An 18,395-nucleotide genomic window follows, 5' to 3' on the forward strand; every position below is an offset into this window, starting at 1 on the left:
GAGAGGTCACACCCGTTCCCATACCGAACACGGAAGTTAAGCTCTCTAGCGCCGATGGTAGTTGGGACCTTGTCCCTGTGAGAGTAGGACGTCGCCAAGCAAGCTAAAACACGAATCAAATGATTCGTGTTTTTTTGTGTTTTCTTTTATAATCCATAGTAATTAAAAAATGTGTTTAAATAATAATTATTTTGATTAAATACAAGGGAACGTGGCTAGGATAGTGAATAAGCAAAAGAGTTGCAAATTTTATTAATACGTATATAATTAAAGTCAAAGATAGTCAAAGTCAATAAAGGTGGCGGATAAATGAGAAATATATCTGATATCATTGAGCAATATCTAAAGCAAGTTATTGACTTAAGTAATAATAATGTGATTGAAATCAAAAGAAATGAGATTGCGGATCGATTCGAGTGCGTACCATCTCAAATCAATTATGTAATCAATACCCGTTTTACGTTAGAAAGAGGATTTGTAGTAGAAAGTAAACGTGGTGGAGGAGGTTACATTCGCATTATAAAAGTCAAACTGCATGATGATATAGACATTATTGATCAAATGCTTCATATGATTGATCATAGCATTGCACAAGGGAATGCAGAGAGTATGATTATACGTTTAATAGAAGAGGGAATCATAACAAATCGTGAAGCTAAACTTATGCTAAGTGTACTAGATCGTTCTGTATTATCAATGGATGTTCCTTCTCGAGATGAACTTAGGGCTCGAATATTATGCGCAATGTTAAGAACACTGAAATATAAATAAATACAGCTGTTGTAAAAGAATAATAACTAAGAGATAAGGTAGTTAAATATTGTAGAGGTTTTGAAAAAAGAACACGCACTTTTATTTAAACGAATAAAGGAAAGTGAACCATCTAGTAATGTATGAAAAGTACTATGAGATAGATCGTTCCTGTTATAAAGGTGGGGATAGTGATGACTTGTCAAAACTGTAATATAAGACCAGCAACTTTACATTATACAAAAGTAATCAACGAAAAGAAGGCGGAAGTTCATCTTTGTGAGCAATGTGCAGAACAAAGTGGCTATACGTCTTTCTTTCAATCATCGCAGTCTAACTTTTCATTTCATGATTTATTTGCTGGGTTATTACACGGTGAATCAACAATGTTTGAAGAAGGAAAAAACGGGTTTTCGAATACAAGTATATTAAGATGCCCAGATTGTAAGATGACATATGAACAATTTACAAAGGTGGGACGCTTTGGATGTGCTTCTTGTTACGATACATTTAAGGAACATTTAAAGCCATTATTAAAACGTCTTCACGGGGGACATACAGATCATTGTGGAAAAATTCCGGAACGTATAGAAGGAAATGTTCACTTAAAGAAAGAATTAGATGAACTAAAACTCATTCTGAAACAATACGTACAGAAAGAGGAGTTTGAGAAAGCTGCTGAAGTAAGGGATAAAATTCGAGGTCTTGAAAATCAGCTTAGTGAGCATAGAGAGGGGGAATAGTTCTATGTCACTGGACAAAATTATGAATGAAGCGATTAGTCCATGGATGAAGGGGGATGGCCCTGATTCTGATATTGTTTTAAGTAGTCGAATTCGTTTGGCTCGTAATTTTAAAAAATATCAATTCTCTACTATGCAAAGCGAAGAAGAAGCTAAACAGATTCATGAATTATTTAAAAAGGAATTTATAAATAAAACGGTAGAACCTTTTGGAGAGTTTGAACTATTAAAAATGAATGAATTAACACCTCTTCAAAGGAGAGTATTAGTTGAAAAGCATTTAATTAGTCCCAACCTTGCAGGAACAGAATATGGAGCATGTCTATTGTCAGAAAGCGAACATATTAGTGTTATGCTTAATGAAGAAGACCATATTCGAATTCAGTGCTTATTTTCAGGATTGCAATTATCAGAGGCTCTTCAAAGTGCCAATCAAATAGATAATTGGATAGAGGAAGAGGTTGAATATGCTTTTGATGAATCACTTGGATATATTACGAGTTGTCCTACTAACGTTGGTACTGGATTAAGGGCTTCTGTAATGATTCACTTACCAGGACTCGTTTTAACGAAAAGAATTAGCCGTATTATACAAGTAATTCAGAAATTAGGGTTAGTAGTAAGAGGAATATACGGTGAAGGTAGCGAAGCGTTAGGTAATATATTTCAAGTGTCAAATCAAATGACGCTAGGAAAATCTGAAGAAGATATTATTGCAGATTTAAAGAGTGTCATTCAACAAATCATACAACAAGAAAAAATGGCTAGAGAATTAATTGTACAAAATTCAAGCATTGAGCTTGAAGATAAAGTTTATCGCTCTTATGGCATACTAGCAAACAGTCGGTTAATTCAATCTGCGGAAGCAGCCACTTGCTTATCAGATGTACGACTTGGTATTGATTTAGGATATATAAAAGGTGTATCGAGAAATATTTTGACTGAGCTAATGGTCCTTACACAACCAGGCATTTTACAACAATATGCAGGAGGACCTTTGGGACCAGAAGAAAGAGATTATCGAAGAGCAACCTTAATCCGTGAGCGATTACGTATTGAAAAAAACTAAGCGCAAGTAGGAGGCGATTTCTATGATGTTTGGAAGATTTACAGAAAGAGCACAAAAAGTATTAGCTTTATCTCAAGAGGAAGCAATTCGCATTGGGCATAATAATATTGGAACAGAACATATTTTACTTGGGCTTGTACGCGAAGGGGAAGGAATTGCAGCAAAAGCGTTGATTGCTCTAGGATTAAGTCCAGAGAAAGTTCAAAAAGAAGTAGAAGCGTTAATTGGACGCGGAACAGAAGCTTCTCAAACGGTACATTATACACCGCGTGCTAAAAAGGTTATTGAGTTGTCTATGGATGAAGCTCGTAAATTAGGTCATTCTTACGTTGGAACAGAACATATCTTACTTGGTTTAATCCGTGAAGGTGAAGGTGTAGCAGCGCGTGTTTTAAATAACTTAGGTGTTAGCCTAAATAAGGCAAGACAACAAGTATTGCAACTTCTTGGAAGTAATGAAGCAAGTTCAGGTCACCAAGGTGGCTCTTCAACAAATGCAAATACACCAACACTGGATAGCTTAGCACGTGATTTAACAGTTGTTGCACGTGAAAATCGTTTAGACCCTGTTATTGGGCGTGGTAAAGAAATTCAACGTGTAATTGAAGTGTTAAGCCGTAGAACAAAAAACAATCCTGTATTAATTGGAGAGCCTGGTGTAGGTAAAACGGCGATTGCTGAAGGATTAGCACAACAAATCGTAAATAATGAAGTTCCTGAAACTTTAAGAGATAAGCGTGTTATGACATTAGATATGGGTACAGTGGTAGCTGGAACGAAATATCGTGGTGAATTTGAAGATCGTTTGAAGAAAGTAATGGATGAAATCCGTCAGGCGGGAAATATTATTCTATTTATTGATGAACTTCATACATTAATTGGTGCAGGTGGAGCAGAAGGTGCTATTGATGCATCGAACATTTTAAAACCTTCTTTAGCTCGCGGGGAGTTACAATGTATTGGGGCGACAACGTTAGATGAATATCGCAAATATATTGAAAAAGACGCGGCTTTAGAGAGACGTTTCCAACCAATTCATGTTGATGAGCCAAGTTTAGACGAATCAACTCAAATCTTGAAAGGTTTACGTGATCGCTATGAGGCACATCACCGCGTATCTATTACAGATGATGCAATTGATGCAGCTGTAAAGCTTTCAGATCGTTATATTACAGATCGTTTCTTACCAGATAAAGCAATTGATTTAATTGATGAAGCTGCTTCTAAGGTTCGCTTACGCTCTTATACAACACCACCAAATTTAAAAGAGCTTGAAGTGAAGCTTGAGGAAATTAGAAAAGAAAAAGATGCAGCTGTACAAAGTCAAGAATTTGAAAAAGCTGCTTCCTTACGTGATATGGAACAACGCTTGCGTGAGAAGTTAGAAGATACGAAGCGTCAGTGGAAAGAGAAACAAGGACAAGAAAACTCAGAAGTAACAGTAGAAGATATTGCAAATGTCGTATCTACGTGGACGCGTATTCCGGTTTCTAAACTTGCACAAACAGAGACTGATAAATTATTAAACTTAGAATCCATTCTTCACGATCGTGTTATTGGTCAAGATGAAGCGGTAGTAGCTGTAGCGAAAGCCGTTCGTCGTGCTAGAGCAGGATTGAAAGATCCGAAACGTCCGATTGGTTCATTTATTTTCTTAGGACCAACAGGTGTAGGTAAGACGGAGCTAGCAAGAGCGTTAGCGGAATCTATGTTCGGTGATGAGGATGCAATGATTCGCATCGATATGTCTGAGTACATGGAGAAGCATTCTACCTCTCGTTTAGTTGGATCTCCTCCAGGATATGTTGGATATGAAGAAGGTGGACAATTAACAGAAAAGGTTCGCCGTAAGCCATATTCAGTTGTCCTATTAGATGAAGTAGAGAAAGCTCATCCTGATGTGTTTAATATTTTACTACAAGTATTAGAAGATGGTCGCTTAACGGATTCTAAAGGGCGTACGGTTGATTTCCGTAATACAATTGTTATTATGACATCTAACGTTGGTGCAGACGCGTTAAAACGTAATAAACATCTTGGATTTAACGTACAAGATGAGAGCCGCGATTATTCAGATATGAAAGGTAAAGTAATGGATGAACTGAAAAAAGCATTTCGTCCAGAATTCTTAAACCGTATTGATGAAATTATCGTGTTCCATATGCTTGAGAAAAAACATATTCAAGAGATTGTAACACTTATGGTGAATCAGTTAGTGAATCGCTTAAAAGAGCAAGAGATTGAATTGCATTTAACAGAAGGAGCGATTTCAGCCATTGCTGATAAAGGATTTGACCGAGAATACGGTGCTCGCCCGCTTCGTAGAGCAATTCAGAAACATGTAGAAGATAGACTATCGGAAGAACTTTTAAAAGGTGCTATTGAGAAAGGACAAAAAGTTATCTTTGATGTTGAAGGAGAATCATTTGTCATTCATAGTGCTGAAAAGGTAAAATAAGTATAGACAAACTAAGAGGGCTACGAGATAGCCCTCTTTCTTGTACGAGAAGGATAAATTGTTTATAGATGAAAGTGAAGTGAAATATAAAACGATATGGCTAAAAAGAAAACAAAATTCACATGTCAAGAGTGTGGTTATCAGTCACCGAAATATATGGGGAAGTGCCCTGGATGTGGTCAATGGAATACGCTTGTTGAAGAGATGGAGCCGGTTATATCATCAAGGCGCCTTAATTATGCCAATGCGATTCAAACAGAAGTAACAAAGCCAAGACGTCTTACTGAAGTAGAAACAAAGTCTGAGGCGCGTATTGAAACAAAATTTCAAGAGTTTAACCGTGTACTTGGGGGCGGGATTGTAGATGGGTCCTTAGTACTTATTGGTGGAGATCCTGGGATTGGAAAATCAACATTGTTATTACAGATTTCATCACAATTAGCGGATTCTTCATATGATGTACTATACATATCGGGTGAGGAGTCAGCAAAGCAGATTAAACTTCGTGCAGATCGTTTGCATGTAAAGGGTAGTAATCTATTTGTTGTAGCAGAAACGGATTTACAGCGAATTGCAGCACACATTGAAGAGATGAATCCAGCTTTTGTTGTTATTGATTCTATTCAAACGATACATTTACCTGAGGTGACGTCAGCACCGGGAAGCGTGGCACAAGTACGTGAATGTACAGCAGAATTAATGAAACTTGCAAAAACGAAAGGAATCCCTATTTTTATCGTCGGACATGTGACAAAAGAAGGTGCAATTGCAGGACCTCGTATGTTAGAACATATGGTCGATGCAGTTCTTTACTTTGAAGGAGACCGTCATCATACATATCGTATTTTGCGAGCTGTGAAGAATCGTTTTGGTTCCACGAATGAAATGGGTATTTTTGAAATGAAAGAACTTGGCCTTGCGGAAGTCTTAAACCCTTCTGAAATTTTCCTTGAGGAAAGACCTGTTGGGGTTGCAGGATCAACAGTGGTAGCCTCAATGGAAGGAACAAGACCAGTTTTAGTAGAAATACAAGCATTAATCTCCCCTACTAGTTTTGGAAACCCTCGAAGAATGGCGACGGGAATTGATCATAACCGTGTATCACTTATTATGGCAGTGTTAGAAAAAAGAACAGGTTTATTATTGCAAAATCAAGACGCATATTTAAAAGTAGCAGGTGGTTTGAAATTAGATGAACCAGCAATTGATTTAGCTGTGGCTTTAAGTATAGCTTCAAGTTTTAGAGATAAATCTACGGCACCAACCGATGCAGTAATAGGAGAAGTAGGATTAACTGGAGAAATAAGAAGAGTATCAAGAATTGAACAACGTGTACAAGAAGCAGCTAAATTAGGATTTCAACGTGCTATTATTCCTAGAAAAAATTTGGGAGGATGGACAATTCCGGATGGGATTGAGGTAGTAGGTGTATCTAATTTGGGAGAAGCGCTTCGTTTGACATTAGGAGGCTAGGCTATGGAAGAAAACAAGCAACGTGTCAAAAATATGATTAATATTTTACAGCTCGTGGCTCCGGGAACACCACTGCGCGAAGGGATAGATAATGTACTTCGCGCACAAACAGGGGGATTAATTGTTCTTGGATATAACGAGCAGATTAAAAGTATTGTCGATGGAGGTTTTCATATTAATTGTGCATTCTCTCCTGCTAGTTTATACGAGTTAGCAAAAATGGATGGGGCACTTATTTTAAATGAAACGGGAAGTAAAATTTTAATTGCGAACGCACAATTAGTTCCAGAGGCATCTATTGATTCTATTGAAACGGGAATGCGTCACCGAACGGCAGAGCGTGTAGCGAAGCAGACAGGTAGCCTTGTTGTGGCTATTTCACAAAGACGTAACGTAATTACACTATATCAAGGGAATTTACGTTATACACTAAAAGATATAGGTGTTATTTTAACAAAGGCAAACCAAGCTATTCAAACGTTAGAAAAATATAAAGCTGTATGGAATGATGGGATTACGAATTTGGGCATTCTAGAATTTGAAGAGGTTGTTACAATGTCCGAGGTGGTTCATGTTTTACATAGTGTTGAAATGGTACTACGTATTAAAAATGAAATATTGAGCTATATTCATGAACTAGGAACAGAAGGTAGGTTAATTCGTTTACAACTTACTGAACTACTAGCTGATTTAGAAGCAGAGGCAGCGCTATTAATAAAAGATTACCATCAAGAAAAAACACAAGACCATCATCAAATTTTGAAAAAGTTACAAGAACTTGCAAATACACAACTTCTAGAGGATAGTGATTTAGTTAAATTGCTTGGATATCCAGGGCAAACGAGTTTAGAAGAAAGTGTGACACCGAGAGGATACCGAATCACCAGCAAAATTTCACGTGTTCCACCACTTATCATTGAAAATTTAATTAATCGATTTAAAACTTTGCAAGGTGTTTGTCGGGCAACTATTAATGAATTAGATGATGTGGAAGGAATTGGGGAAGTCAGGGCGAAGAAAATACGAGAAGGCCTAAAAAGAATTCAAGAGCATCTCTATATGAGTAGACACAATTAAGAATATTACATTGATTCCATAATATAACGACACTAGAACACTTTTGGTATATGATATGATATATTGGTAAATAAAACTATTTATAAAAAAACACGTCCGCTTTTGCATTCGGCGTTTTGATTAGCGAAACAATGGTTAATAATGAGTAGGAGGTGGTTGGATGTTAAAACGGATTGTACAGCTCTTCTTTTTAGTAATCGGGGGAGCATTAGGGATTTACTTAATCCCAAAAGTTATTAATGTATTAGACATGGGTGCCGTTCCTTTATTGGAAGGATCGTATGTTCGTGCAATTATTGGTGCAATTATTTTATTTTTAACAACATTTTGGCTTGTAGATTATATCGTTCAACTTATTAAGCATATTGAAGAGGCCCTTGTAAAGGCGCCTGTAGCGGATGTTTTATTTGGTACATTAGGGTTAATCTCTGGTCTTATTGTTGCATATTTAATTTTAATACCAATTCGTGAATTTACAATTCCAGTTATTAGTACAGTGTTGCAAGTGTTCTTTACTCTTTTACTTGGATACTTAGGATTCCAAGTAGGGTTTAAGAAGAGGAATGAATTGCTAGGATTATTTACATTACCACAACGTGGGAAGAAGAAAAATAATAATAGTGAGAATGAAGAAACTGAAACTGAGGTAGAAGAATCTACAACTCATTGGAAAATTCTTGATACGAGTGTAATTATCGATGGACGTATTGCTGATATTTGCCAAACAAAGTTTTTAGAAGGAACAATTGTGATTCCACAATTCGTGTTAGAAGAACTTCAGCACATTGCCGATTCTTCTGATGCTTTAAAGCGTAATCGTGGTCGCAGAGGATTAGATATTTTAAATCGTATTCAAAAAGAGATGCCGATTCCGGTAGAAATTTATGAAGGCGATTTTGATGATATTCAAGAAGTGGATAGCAAACTTGTAAAGTTGGCGAAAATCACTGGTGGAACGGTAGTAACGAATGATTTCAACTTAAATAAAGTCTCTGAATTACAAGGGGTAACGGTGTTAAATATTAACGATTTAGCTAATGCGATTAAACCTGTTGTACTCCCAGGTGAAGAACTAAGTGTTTATGTTGTAAAAGATGGAAAAGAACAAAATCAAGGTGTTGCATATTTAGATGATGGCACGATGATTGTAGTAGAAGATGGTAGAGAATACGTAGGTTCGCAACTTGATGTACTTGTTACGAGTGTGTTACAAACATCAGCTGGTCGTATGATTTTCGCCAAACGTAAATTATTAGAAAAAGCATTATAAGTAGAGGATTATTAATATGTATACATTAATTATTCCAGCAGCTGGTCAAGGAAAGCGAATGGGTGCTGGCAAAAATAAGTTGTTTTTACTTATTAATGAAGTACCGATTATTGTGCATACGTTACGTGCTTTTGAAAAGGATAAAGCATGTAAAAATATTATCATGGCAATTAACGAAGAAGAGCGCCCATATTTTGAAGAGCTAATGCATAAGTATCCGGTTGAAAAGCCAGTACAATTTATTCAGGGTGGAGCTGAAAGACAAGATAGTGTGTATAACGCGATTCAGCATACGAGTGATGTTGAGTATGTTCTTGTACATGACGGTGCGCGCCCGTTCGTAACAAATAAAGTGATCCAAGATGTATTAACTGCAGCAGAAAAATATGGAGCTTCCATTTGTGCGGTGCCAGTGAAAGATACCGTTAAGAAAGTACAGCAGGGTGTTGTTGTCGAAACAGTAGAAAGATCTCAGCTTAAAGCTGTACAAACACCGCAAGGGTTCTCTGTTTCTCTTTTGTTAGAAGCTCATAGAAGTGCGAAGCAGAGTTGTTTCCTTGGTACAGATGATGCAAGTCTCGTGGAACGTATCGGGAAGCAAGTAGGTGTAGTAGAGGGGAGTTACTATAATATTAAAGTGACGACTCCAGAGGATTTACTAATTGCTGAAAGCTTTCTTCACGTTCAAAAGAAATAATAGCAATGATTATAGCGAAGAAAAGCTCGGCAAAGGCCGGGCTTTTCTTTATAGGGATAGCGATATAATATAGAGTCATAAAGCTTAGTAGTTTAGCTTGAGGAGGATGTAAAGAATGTTTCGAATTGGACAAGGTTTTGACGTACATGAATTTGCGGAAGGTAGACCGTTAATTATCGGTGGAATTACAATTCCTCATGAGAAAGGATTGATCGGTCACTCGGATGCAGATGTATTATTACATACGATCGCAGACGCATGTTTAGGTGCAATTGCGGCAGGTGATATTGGAAAACATTTCCCCGATACAGACCCTACCTTTAAAGATGCGGATTCAGCTGTGTTGTTACAGAAGGTTTGGGAATTTGTACGTGAACAAGGTTATGAGCTAGGGAACCTAGATTGTACAATTATCGCCCAAAAGCCGAAAATGGCACCACATATTGAAAGTATGCGTAAACGCATTAGCGAACTATTAGAAACGTCTATTGATAATATCAATGTAAAGGCAACAACAACAGAAAAATTAGGATTTACAGGTAGGGAAGAAGGAATTGCTTCTCAAGCAGTTGTTTTATTACAGAAAAAATAATGGTTTTTAATTCGTAAGATGGATAATCACATTTTTTTGGTGTACAATTATAGAATGTGTTGACATTAAGAATGGAAGGTGTACCAATTATGGAAAAGCAAGTGAGAGTGCGCTATGCGCCAAGTCCAACAGGACACTTACATATCGGAAATGCGCGTACGGCATTATTTAATTATTTATTTGCTCGTCATCAAGATGGTAAGTTTATTATTCGTATTGAAGATACTGATGTAAAACGTAATGTTGCTGGTGGAGAAGAAAGCCAATTAAAATACTTGAAATGGCTCGGTATGGACTGGGATGAAGGTGTTGATGTTGGTGGTGAATTTGGACCATATCGTCAAACAGAGCGTTTAGATATGTATAAAAAATTATATGAAGATTTATTAGAGCGTGGTTTAGCTTACAAATGTTATATGACAGAAGAAGAGCTAGAAGCGGAACGTGAAGGGCAAATCGCTCGTGGTGAAACACCTCGTTACGCAGGTAACCACCGTGATTTAACTGAAGCACAAGTGAAAGAATTTGAAGCTGAGGGACGTATTCCGAGTATTCGTTTCCGTGTACCAGCTGACCGTGATTACACATTTAAAGATATTGTAAAAGATGAAGTTGCATTCCATTCAAATGATTTTGGTGATTTCGTTATCGTGAAAAAAGATGGAATTCCAACTTATAACTTTGCGGTAGCAGTAGATGATCACTTAATGGAAATTACACACGTACTTCGTGGTGATGATCATATTTCAAACACGCCAAAACAAATGATGATTTATGAAGCTTTCGGTTGGGATATTCCGCAATTCGGTCATATGACTTTAATTGTAAATGAAAGCCGTAAAAAATTAAGTAAGCGCGATGAATCTATTATTCAATTTATTGAGCAATATAAAGAGCTTGGATATCTTCCAGAAGCAATCTTTAACTTTATTGCATTACTAGGTTGGTCGCCAGTGGGAGAAGAAGAAATCTTCTCTCAAGAAGAGTTTATCAAAATGTTCGATGCAGCTCGTTTATCAAAATCACCTGCATTATTTGATTCTCAAAAACTAAAATGGATGAACAACCAATATATGAAAAAGCAAGATTTAGATACGGTGGTAGAATTAAGCTTACCGCATCTAGTGAAAGCTGGACGTATAGGTGAAACTTTAAGTGAACAAGAACAAGCTTGGATTCGTGATGTAATTGCGTTGTATCATGACCAAATGAGTTTTGGAGCTGAAATTGTAGAGCTTTCTGAAATGTTCTTCAAAGATCATGTTGATTATGAAGAAGAAGGACAAGAAGTATTAAAAGGTGAACAAGTACCAGAAGTACTTCGTGCATTTGCCGGTCAAGTAGAAGCACTAGAAGCGATGGAACCAGCAGCAATTAAGGCGGCTATTAAAGCAGTCCAAAAGGAAACAGGTCATAAAGGTAAAAACTTATTTATGCCAATCCGTGTTGCAACTACTGGTCAAACACATGGCCCAGAACTTCCTAATGCTATTGTACTTCTTGGAAAAGAAAAAGTGTTAAATCGTCTTCAAAAAGTAATTGGTTAACATTTTCTAGGTTTAGAAATATAATAAGTATACTTAAAACCTAATAAGGAAAAGCGACGAGAAGGAGAAGTAGAAAATCAGGCTTTTTACAGAGAGAACCACCTTTAGGCTGGAAGTGGTTTATAAGCGGATTTTTGAAATGCCCCTTCGAGTCTTCTGCTGAACAGCAAATTGTTTTGTGAAATGTCTTAGGGCGTAAAGTAAGCAGAAGCGGTGTGTACCGTTATCAGAGATGAGTTTGAGGCTTCTTTAGCCTAAACAGAGTGGAACCGCGCTTATAAGGCGTCTCTGTCAATATGACAGAGGCGTCTTTTTTTATACCGTAAAAATGGGTATGAGTATAAGTTTTATCCCCGTGCATAAAGATTTAGGGGGAGAAGTAGGGAGTTAAGGGAGTTAGTTCGCTCGAAAAAGCATCCCATAAAGGGGAGGGAACGTCGATGTTTAAGAGGCTTCGGGAAGATATTGAAGTCGTTTTTGAACAGGATCCAGCGGCAAGAAGTTATTTCGAAGTCATTTTGACTTACTCTGGATTACATGCAGTTTGGGCCCATCGAATTGCACATGCTTTTTATAAAAAGAATTTCTTCTTTATTGCACGTTGGGTCTCACAGGTTAGTCGTTTCTTTACTGGCATTGAGATTCATCCAGGAGCAACAATTGGTCGTCGTTTTTTCATAGACCATGGAATGGGGGTTGTAATTGGAGAAACGTGTGAAATTGGTGATAATGTAACGATCTATCAAGGAGTTACATTAGGTGGTACGGGTAAAGAAAAGGGAAAGAGGCACCCTACAATTCAGGATAATGTATTAATTGCAACAGGTGCTAAGGTACTAGGTTCTATTACAGTTGGAGAGAATTCTAAAATTGGAGCGGGGTCTGTCGTATTAAAAGAAGTCCCTGCACATTCTACAGTTGTAGGTATACCTGGCCGAGTCGTTATTCAAAATGGAGTAAAGATCGGTCAAGAATTAAATCATTCTGACCTTCCAGACCCAATTTTTGATAAATTAAAGGTCATGGAAGTAGAACTTGATAAATTGAAAAAACAACTTGAAGTAAAGGTAGAAAGGAAGGATAAAAATGACTATTCACATTTATAATACGTTAACACGTCAAAAGGAAGAGTTTACTCCATTAGAAGAAAATAAGGTAAAGATGTATGTATGTGGACCTACAGTTTATAACTATATTCACATTGGGAATGCAAGACCACCTATGGTATTTGATACAGTACGCCGTTATTTAGAATATAAAGGGTATGATGTGCAGTACGTATCTAACTTTACTGACGTAGATGATAAGTTAATTAAAGCAGCAAATGAATTAGGTGAAGATGTGCCGACAATTGCTGACCGTTTCGTTGAAGCGTACTTTGAAGATGTAACAGCACTAGGTTGCAAACATGCAACGGTTCATCCGCGTGTAACGGAAAATATGGATATCATTATTGAATTTATTCAAGAACTTGTGAATAAAGGATATGCATATGAATCAGAAGGCGATGTGTACTTTAGAACGAAGGAATTTGAAGGGTACGGTAAATTATCGCATCAACCAATCGCAGACTTACGCCACGGTGCGCGTATTGAAGTAGGAGAAAAGAAACAAGACCCTCTTGATTTTGCTTTATGGAAAGCTGCGAAAGAAGGAGAAATCTTCTGGGAAAGCCCTTGGGGTAAAGGTCGTCCAGGGTGGCATATTGAATGCTCGGCAATGGCGCGTAAATACTTAGGAGATACAATCGATATTCACGCTGGTGGTCAAGACTTGGCATTTCCTCATCATGAGAATGAAATTGCGCAGTCTGAGGCGTTAACAGGAAAAACATTTGCACGTTATTGGATGCACAATGGATATATTAATATTAATAATGAGAAGATGTCTAAGTCACTTGGGAACTTCATTTTGGTTCACGATATCATTAAGCAATATGATCCACAGTTAATTAGATTCTTTATGCTATCAGTACATTACCGTCACCCAATTAATTTCAGTGAAGAGTTATTACAAAGCACAAATAACGGACTGGAAAGAATTAAAACGGCTTACGGTAACTTAAAACACCGTATGGAAAGTAGTACGGATTTAACAGATCATAATGAGAAATGGTTAGCTGAGCTGGAAAAATTCCAGACTGCATTTGAAGAAGCAATGAATGATGACTTCAACACTGCTAATGCAATCACTGAATTATATAATGTAGCAAATCATGCAAATCAATATTTACTGGAAGAGCATACGTCTAAAGTGGTAATTGAAGCGTATGTAAAACAACTTGAAACATTATTTGATATTCTAGGGTTAGAATTAGCGCAAGACGAGTTGCTTGATGAAGAAATTGAGGCGCTTATTCAAAAACGCATTGAAGCTCGTAAAAATCGTGATTTTGCGTTATCAGATAAAATTCGCGATGATTTAAAAGACCGTAATATTATTTTAGAAGATACCGCTCAAGGTACAAGATGGAAAAGAGGATAAGAATGATTGATGCAAAGCAATTAAACAGCTTAGCGTTAGCATATATGGGTGATGCGGTATATGAACAATATATCCGCTATCATCTACTTCAAAAAGGGAAAGTTCGTCCTAATCAATTGCATCGATTAGGGACGAGCTTTGTTTCGGCAAAAGCACAGGCGAAAGTTGTTTATCATTTATTAGAGACAGCATTTTTAACTGAGGAAGAAGAAGCGGTACTAAGAAGAGGGCGTAATGCAAACTCAGGTACTGTTCCAAAAAATACGGATGTACAAACATATCGACATAGTACAGCATTTGAAGCGCTAATTGGCTATCATCACTTATTAAATAATCGTGAAAGATTAGACGAAATTGTATATAAGGCAATTGCTGTTTTAGAAGAAAAGGAAGGGGGCACATCATCATGAGTAGTGAATATATTATCGGACGTAACCCTGTAATTGAAGCGTTACGATCAGGAAGAGATATCAATAAAATTTGGGTTGCAGAAGGTGCTGCCAAAGGACAAGTACAAATTGTACTAGCACTAGCGAAAGAAAATAAGATTATTTTACAACATGCACCAAAAAAGAAGTTAGATCAATTAGTTGAGGGGAACCATCAAGGGGTAATTGCTCAAGTGGCTGCCTATCAATATGCTGAGTTAGAAGATCTATTCAAAGTAGCAGAGAAGCGTAATGAAGATCCGTTCTTCTTAATTTTAGATGAAATTGAAGACCCGCATAACCTAGGTTCTATTATGCGTACTGCGGATGCAACAGGAGCTCATGGAATTATTATTCCGAAAAGAAGAGCTGTGGGACTTACAGCATCAGTTGCGAAAGCATCTACTGGAGCAATTGAATATATTCCCGTTGCACGCGTAACGAATTTATCTCGTACAATTGATGAATTAAAAGAACGTGGACTTTGGATCGCTGGTACGGATGCAAAAGGGAAAACGGATTACCGTAATTTAGATGGTAAAATGCCAATTGGATTAGTAATTGGCAGTGAAGGAAAAGGTATGAGTCGTATTATTGGTGAAAAATGTGATTTCCTAATAACTTTACCGATGGTCGGTAAAGTTACATCCTTAAATGCTTCAGTAGCCGCAAGTTTGTTAATGTATGAGGTATATCGTAAACGTCACGAAATTGGTAAATAAAAAATGAACGATATTTTAATCGTTGACGGTTACAACATTATCGGAGCTTGGGGAGAATTGAAGAAACTACGGGATGTAGATTTGCAATCATCAAGAGATGCACTGATTGATAAGATGGCGGATTACCAAGGTTACACAGGTACAAAGGTAATGATAGTTTTTGATGCTTATACAGTCCACGGTATTGAAAAAAAGATGAAACAATCGCATGTGGAAGTCATATTCACGAGGAAGAATCAAACTGCAGATGAAAAGATAGAGCAGCTTGCGATCGAGCTTAGAAATATAAATACACAAATATATGTTGCGACTTCTGATTATACGGAACAATGGGTTATATTTGCACAAGGTGCTCTTCGGAAATCTGCACGTGAATTAGAGTTAGAAGTACAAGCGATGGAGCAACAAGTAAGAAGGCGTACACAAGACACAAAAGAAAAGCAACCCGCCATGCGAAAGATATTCAGTAAAGATATTACAGAAAAATTAGAAAAATTAAGAAGAGGAGAGCGTTGAAGCATTGACGCTCTTTATCTTTTTACTGTATAATATTGCTAAATAAATAGCGGTCGGAGGGATCAAGGTGGAAGCAGGCTTCGTAAGTGTAGGCGACGTTACATTTCGTGATTTAGAGGATGAGGCAATCGTTGAGTTAGTTCGAAAAGGTAATACTGACGCTCTAGAATATTTGATTCACAAATATAAGAACTTTGTTCGCGCGAAATCAAGATCTTATTTCTTAGTGGGTGCCGATCGAGAAGATATTGTGCAAGAAGGTATGATTGGATTGTTTAAAGCGATTCGTGATTATAAAGAGGACAAGCTGTCTTCATTCAAAGCATTTGCTGAACTGTGTATCACTCGACAAATTATTACCGCTATTAAAACAGCAACCAGGCAAAAACATATTCCGTTAAATTCGTATGTGTCTTTAGATAAGCCGATTTATGATGAGGAATCTGATCGGACATTATTAGATGTTATTTCGGAAGCGAAGGTAACTGATCCTGAAGAAATGATTATAAGTCAGGAAGAATATACAGACATAGAATCTAAAATATCTGAATTATTAAGCGATTTAGAAAGGAAAGTGCTTTCTTTATATCTAGACGGTCGTTCTTATCAAGAGATTTCGGAACAGTTAAATAGACATGTGAAATCTATTGATAATGCTTTACAGAGGGTGAAGCGGAAATTGGAACGATATATGGAAATGAGAGAGAGTACCACTTTAAATTCATAACAAGTGCTACAGGTGTAAAAAATCACCTGTTTTCTTTTTGCAGAGAGTACAAAAGGCATGTCATTGACATTGTCTTTTGTTGTATGATACATTTTTAGGGACATAATGTTACAAGGTTGGTGTAACTAATGAGGAAAAAAGTTGTACTCTCATGTGAAGAGTGTAAAAATCGAAACTACTCTACGATGAAAGATACGAGCTCGGTAGAGCGACTTGAAATAAAGAAATTCTGTAAAACATGCAATCAGCATACAGTTCACAAGGAAACAAAATAAATAATTGAAATAATACACTGGAGGTCCCGTAGATGCGTTTAACGAACTTTTTCGGCGATGTAGGTCGCGAAATGAAAAAAGTAAGTTGGCCTAAAAAAGATGAATTACTCCGTTCAACAGCGACTGTTATCGCTACAGTTGTCTTCTTTGCGATTTTCTTCGCAGTGGTTGATATGGGCATTTCTTCTTTAATTCGGTTAATTCTTGGTTAATTCTTGAATAAGAAGCACTTATCCATGATATAATGTTATTTATAAGAACTGTGTAAAAGCCCGGTGAACGGGTTTTTTCATTTGCGCAAAAAAATGTACGTCAGGGAGGGAAGGACGCTCGTCCTAAATGAATGGAAAAAAGTTGGTATGTTGTCCATACTTATTCTGGATATGAAAATAAAGTAAAAGCAAACCTAGAGAAACGTGTAGAATCAATGGGTATGCAAGATAAAATTTTCCGTGTTGTTGTCCCGGAAGAAGTAGAAGTAGAAATGAAAAACGGTAAAGAAAAATTAATGAAAAGAAAAGTGTTCCCAGGTTATGTATTAGTAGAATTAATCATGACTGATGACTCTTGGTATGTTGTACGTAACACGCCAGGTGTAACTGGGTTCGTTGGCTCTTCTGGTTCTGGATCTAAACCATCACCTCTATTAGAAGAGGAAGTTGTTACCATTATGAAACATATGGGAATGGACAACGAAGTGGTTGATTTCGACTTTGAACTTCATGAGACAGTACGTGTAAATGAGGGACCATTCGCAGATTATACAGGTGCTATCGAAGAAATTGATGTGGAGAAGAAAAAGGTTAGCGTGCTTGTGGACATGTTTGGTCGCGAGACTCCAGTTGAACTTGACTTCCATCAAATTGAAAAATTATAAAATGAAACTTGAAATGATTTGTAAAAAGTGATAATATCTTTTAAGTCAGTACGTCTTCGTTATCGGAGACGTTTTTTGAAAGATTTTATCCTTACAGATAAAATATGACGTGGGAGGGCAAATCACTGTCCAATTGACCACATCACGGACTTAAGGAGGTGTGTCTCGTGGCTAAAAAGGTAATTAAAATGGTAAAACTTCAAATTCCTGCAGGTAAAGCTAACCCAGCTCCACCGGTTGGTCCAGCATTAGGACAAGCAGGTGTTAACATCATGGGCTTCTGTAAAGAGTTTAACGCTCGTACAGCAGATCAAGCTGGTCTTATCATCCCTGTTGAAATTACGGTATTTGAGGACCGTTCATTCACTTTCATTACTAAAACTCCTCCTGCTGCTGTTCTTCTTAAGAAAGTAGCTGGTATTGAGTCTGGTTCTGGTGAACCAAACCGTAATAAAGTGGCAACTGTTAAGCGTGATAAAGTACGCGAAATCGCTGAAACTAAAATGCCTGACCTAAACGCTGCTAGCGTAGAAGCTGCAATGCGTATGGTTGAAGGTACTGCACGCAGTATGGGCATCGTTATCGAAGACTAATTCGATTTGTTTTTAAAAAAGGTTGCGGGTCTGGAATTCCAATTCGCAACCTTTATTATCGTAAATGATTATCGTTTTTAAATAAATGGATGGCGCG

At 37.2% G+C, this 18,395-nt stretch carries 20 protein-coding genes, 1 rRNA gene and 1 other annotated feature; all 21 genes read left to right on the top strand.

What is annotated here, in order from left to right; translation table 11 throughout:
• Positions 1 to 100 (top strand): 5S ribosomal RNA (gene rrf, locus ACYVEC_RS29355); the annotation flags it as partial.
• 209 nt (positions 101 to 309) lie between these two features.
• Positions 310 to 771, top strand: coding sequence for a transcriptional regulator CtsR (gene ctsR, locus ACYVEC_RS29360; RefSeq protein WP_060629196.1), 462 nt, complete (start codon positions 310 to 312; stop codon positions 769 to 771).
• A 173-nt stretch (positions 772 to 944) separates the two neighbouring features.
• Positions 945 to 1,493 carry a UvrB/UvrC motif-containing protein gene (locus ACYVEC_RS29365; RefSeq protein WP_063222339.1) on the top strand — a complete coding sequence of 183 codons (549 nt, stop codon included), beginning with the start codon at positions 945 to 947 and terminating at the stop codon, positions 1,491 to 1,493.
• Positions 1,494 to 1,497: 4 nt separating this feature from the next.
• Complete coding sequence (locus tag ACYVEC_RS29370) at positions 1,498 to 2,562, top strand: protein arginine kinase (RefSeq protein WP_063222340.1); 1,065 nt, start codon at positions 1,498 to 1,500, stop codon at positions 2,560 to 2,562.
• Positions 2,563 to 2,584: 22 nt separating this feature from the next.
• Complete coding sequence (gene clpC, locus ACYVEC_RS29375) at positions 2,585 to 5,020, top strand: ATP-dependent protease ATP-binding subunit ClpC (RefSeq protein WP_060629199.1); 2,436 nt, start codon at positions 2,585 to 2,587, stop codon at positions 5,018 to 5,020.
• A 96-nt stretch (positions 5,021 to 5,116) separates the two neighbouring features.
• On the top strand, positions 5,117 to 6,493 hold the full coding sequence (gene radA, locus ACYVEC_RS29380; RefSeq protein ID WP_063222341.1) for a DNA repair protein RadA: 1,377 nt from the start codon (positions 5,117 to 5,119) through the stop codon (positions 6,491 to 6,493).
• Positions 6,494 to 6,496: 3 nt separating this feature from the next.
• The gene (gene disA / locus ACYVEC_RS29385; RefSeq protein ID WP_063222342.1) at positions 6,497 to 7,570 is read left to right on the top strand and encodes a DNA integrity scanning diadenylate cyclase DisA; all 1,074 of its coding nucleotides are present in this window, start codon (positions 6,497 to 6,499) and stop codon (positions 7,568 to 7,570) included.
• Between the two features lie 160 nt (positions 7,571 to 7,730).
• Positions 7,731 to 8,840: a PIN/TRAM domain-containing protein gene (locus ACYVEC_RS29390; protein WP_063222343.1), complete on the top strand. Its 1,110-nt coding sequence runs from the start codon at positions 7,731 to 7,733 to the stop codon at positions 8,838 to 8,840.
• Between the two features lie 16 nt (positions 8,841 to 8,856).
• The gene (ispD, locus tag ACYVEC_RS29395) at positions 8,857 to 9,537 is read left to right on the top strand and encodes a 2-C-methyl-D-erythritol 4-phosphate cytidylyltransferase (protein WP_063222344.1); all 681 of its coding nucleotides are present in this window, start codon (positions 8,857 to 8,859) and stop codon (positions 9,535 to 9,537) included.
• 115 nt (positions 9,538 to 9,652) lie between these two features.
• Positions 9,653 to 10,129, top strand: a complete 477-nt coding sequence (gene ispF / locus ACYVEC_RS29400; RefSeq protein WP_063222345.1) for a 2-C-methyl-D-erythritol 2,4-cyclodiphosphate synthase — start codon at positions 9,653 to 9,655, stop codon at positions 10,127 to 10,129.
• A gap of 89 nt (positions 10,130 to 10,218) precedes the next feature.
• Entirely contained in the window at positions 10,219 to 11,676 is a 1,458-nt protein-coding gene (gene gltX, locus ACYVEC_RS29405) for a glutamate--tRNA ligase (protein WP_098557118.1), read from the top strand.
• Between the two features lie 47 nt (positions 11,677 to 11,723).
• Positions 11,724 to 11,969: a binding site (T-box leader), on the top strand.
• Between the two features lie 147 nt (positions 11,970 to 12,116).
• Entirely contained in the window at positions 12,117 to 12,782 is a 666-nt protein-coding gene (gene cysE / locus ACYVEC_RS29410) for a serine O-acetyltransferase (protein ID WP_063222347.1), read from the top strand.
• Positions 12,763 to 14,160: a cysteine--tRNA ligase gene (cysS, locus tag ACYVEC_RS29415; protein WP_060629205.1), complete on the top strand. Its 1,398-nt coding sequence runs from the start codon at positions 12,763 to 12,765 to the stop codon at positions 14,158 to 14,160. The genes cysE and cysS overlap by 20 nt, the downstream gene beginning before the upstream one ends.
• 2 nt (positions 14,161 to 14,162) lie before the next feature.
• The gene (locus tag ACYVEC_RS29420; RefSeq protein ID WP_000564261.1) at positions 14,163 to 14,570 is read left to right on the top strand and encodes a Mini-ribonuclease 3; all 408 of its coding nucleotides are present in this window, start codon (positions 14,163 to 14,165) and stop codon (positions 14,568 to 14,570) included.
• On the top strand, positions 14,567 to 15,310 hold the full coding sequence (gene rlmB, locus ACYVEC_RS29425) for a 23S rRNA (guanosine(2251)-2'-O)-methyltransferase RlmB (protein WP_063222348.1): 744 nt from the start codon (positions 14,567 to 14,569) through the stop codon (positions 15,308 to 15,310). The genes ACYVEC_RS29420 and rlmB overlap by 4 nt, the downstream gene beginning before the upstream one ends.
• A gap of 3 nt (positions 15,311 to 15,313) precedes the next feature.
• The gene (locus ACYVEC_RS29430) at positions 15,314 to 15,826 is read left to right on the top strand and encodes an NYN domain-containing protein (RefSeq protein WP_063222349.1); all 513 of its coding nucleotides are present in this window, start codon (positions 15,314 to 15,316) and stop codon (positions 15,824 to 15,826) included.
• 67 nt (positions 15,827 to 15,893) lie between these two features.
• Complete coding sequence (locus tag ACYVEC_RS29435; protein WP_000387198.1) at positions 15,894 to 16,553, top strand: RNA polymerase factor sigma-70; 660 nt, start codon at positions 15,894 to 15,896, stop codon at positions 16,551 to 16,553.
• Positions 16,554 to 16,681: 128 nt separating this feature from the next.
• A complete protein-coding gene (gene rpmG, locus ACYVEC_RS29440; RefSeq protein ID WP_002070160.1) occupies positions 16,682 to 16,828 on the top strand; it encodes a 50S ribosomal protein L33 in 147 nt (48 codons plus the stop codon).
• 32 nt (positions 16,829 to 16,860) lie between these two features.
• Positions 16,861 to 17,040 carry a preprotein translocase subunit SecE gene (secE, locus tag ACYVEC_RS29445; protein ID WP_001241321.1) on the top strand — a complete coding sequence of 60 codons (180 nt, stop codon included), beginning with the start codon at positions 16,861 to 16,863 and terminating at the stop codon, positions 17,038 to 17,040.
• Positions 17,041 to 17,171: 131 nt separating this feature from the next.
• A complete protein-coding gene (gene nusG, locus ACYVEC_RS29450) occupies positions 17,172 to 17,705 on the top strand; it encodes a transcription termination/antitermination protein NusG (RefSeq protein ID WP_000415794.1) in 534 nt (177 codons plus the stop codon).
• A 167-nt stretch (positions 17,706 to 17,872) separates the two neighbouring features.
• Positions 17,873 to 18,298: a 50S ribosomal protein L11 gene (rplK, locus tag ACYVEC_RS29455; RefSeq protein ID WP_001085872.1), complete on the top strand. Its 426-nt coding sequence runs from the start codon at positions 17,873 to 17,875 to the stop codon at positions 18,296 to 18,298.
• Positions 18,299 to 18,395: the final 97 nt, after the last annotated feature.

This window comes from Bacillus sp. MN7755 (genome assembly GCF_054771475.1).

Coding starts and splice junctions, on each gene's coding strand:
- ACYVEC_RS29430 (WP_063222349.1), top strand. CDS start 15,314: ATGAACGATATTTTAATCGTTGACGGTTACAACATTATCGGAGCTTGG.
- ispD (WP_063222344.1), top strand. CDS start 8,857: ATGTATACATTAATTATTCCAGCAGCTGGTCAAGGAAAGCGAATGGGT.
- secE (WP_001241321.1), top strand. CDS start 16,861: ATGCGTTTAACGAACTTTTTCGGCGATGTAGGTCGCGAAATGAAAAAA.
- cysS (WP_060629205.1), top strand. CDS start 12,763: ATGACTATTCACATTTATAATACGTTAACACGTCAAAAGGAAGAGTTT.
- nusG (WP_000415794.1), top strand. CDS start 17,172: ATGGAAAAAAGTTGGTATGTTGTCCATACTTATTCTGGATATGAAAAT.
- cysE (WP_063222347.1), top strand. CDS start 12,117: ATGTTTAAGAGGCTTCGGGAAGATATTGAAGTCGTTTTTGAACAGGAT.
- ACYVEC_RS29390 (WP_063222343.1), top strand. CDS start 7,731: ATGTTAAAACGGATTGTACAGCTCTTCTTTTTAGTAATCGGGGGAGCA.
- ACYVEC_RS29420 (WP_000564261.1), top strand. CDS start 14,163: ATGATTGATGCAAAGCAATTAAACAGCTTAGCGTTAGCATATATGGGT.
- rpmG (WP_002070160.1), top strand. CDS start 16,682: ATGAGGAAAAAAGTTGTACTCTCATGTGAAGAGTGTAAAAATCGAAAC.
- ACYVEC_RS29365 (WP_063222339.1), top strand. CDS start 945: ATGACTTGTCAAAACTGTAATATAAGACCAGCAACTTTACATTATACA.
- radA (WP_063222341.1), top strand. CDS start 5,117: ATGGCTAAAAAGAAAACAAAATTCACATGTCAAGAGTGTGGTTATCAG.
- ACYVEC_RS29370 (WP_063222340.1), top strand. CDS start 1,498: ATGTCACTGGACAAAATTATGAATGAAGCGATTAGTCCATGGATGAAG.
- clpC (WP_060629199.1), top strand. CDS start 2,585: ATGATGTTTGGAAGATTTACAGAAAGAGCACAAAAAGTATTAGCTTTA.
- ispF (WP_063222345.1), top strand. CDS start 9,653: ATGTTTCGAATTGGACAAGGTTTTGACGTACATGAATTTGCGGAAGGT.
- gltX (WP_098557118.1), top strand. CDS start 10,219: ATGGAAAAGCAAGTGAGAGTGCGCTATGCGCCAAGTCCAACAGGACAC.
- disA (WP_063222342.1), top strand. CDS start 6,497: ATGGAAGAAAACAAGCAACGTGTCAAAAATATGATTAATATTTTACAG.
- rlmB (WP_063222348.1), top strand. CDS start 14,567: ATGAGTAGTGAATATATTATCGGACGTAACCCTGTAATTGAAGCGTTA.
- ctsR (WP_060629196.1), top strand. CDS start 310: ATGAGAAATATATCTGATATCATTGAGCAATATCTAAAGCAAGTTATT.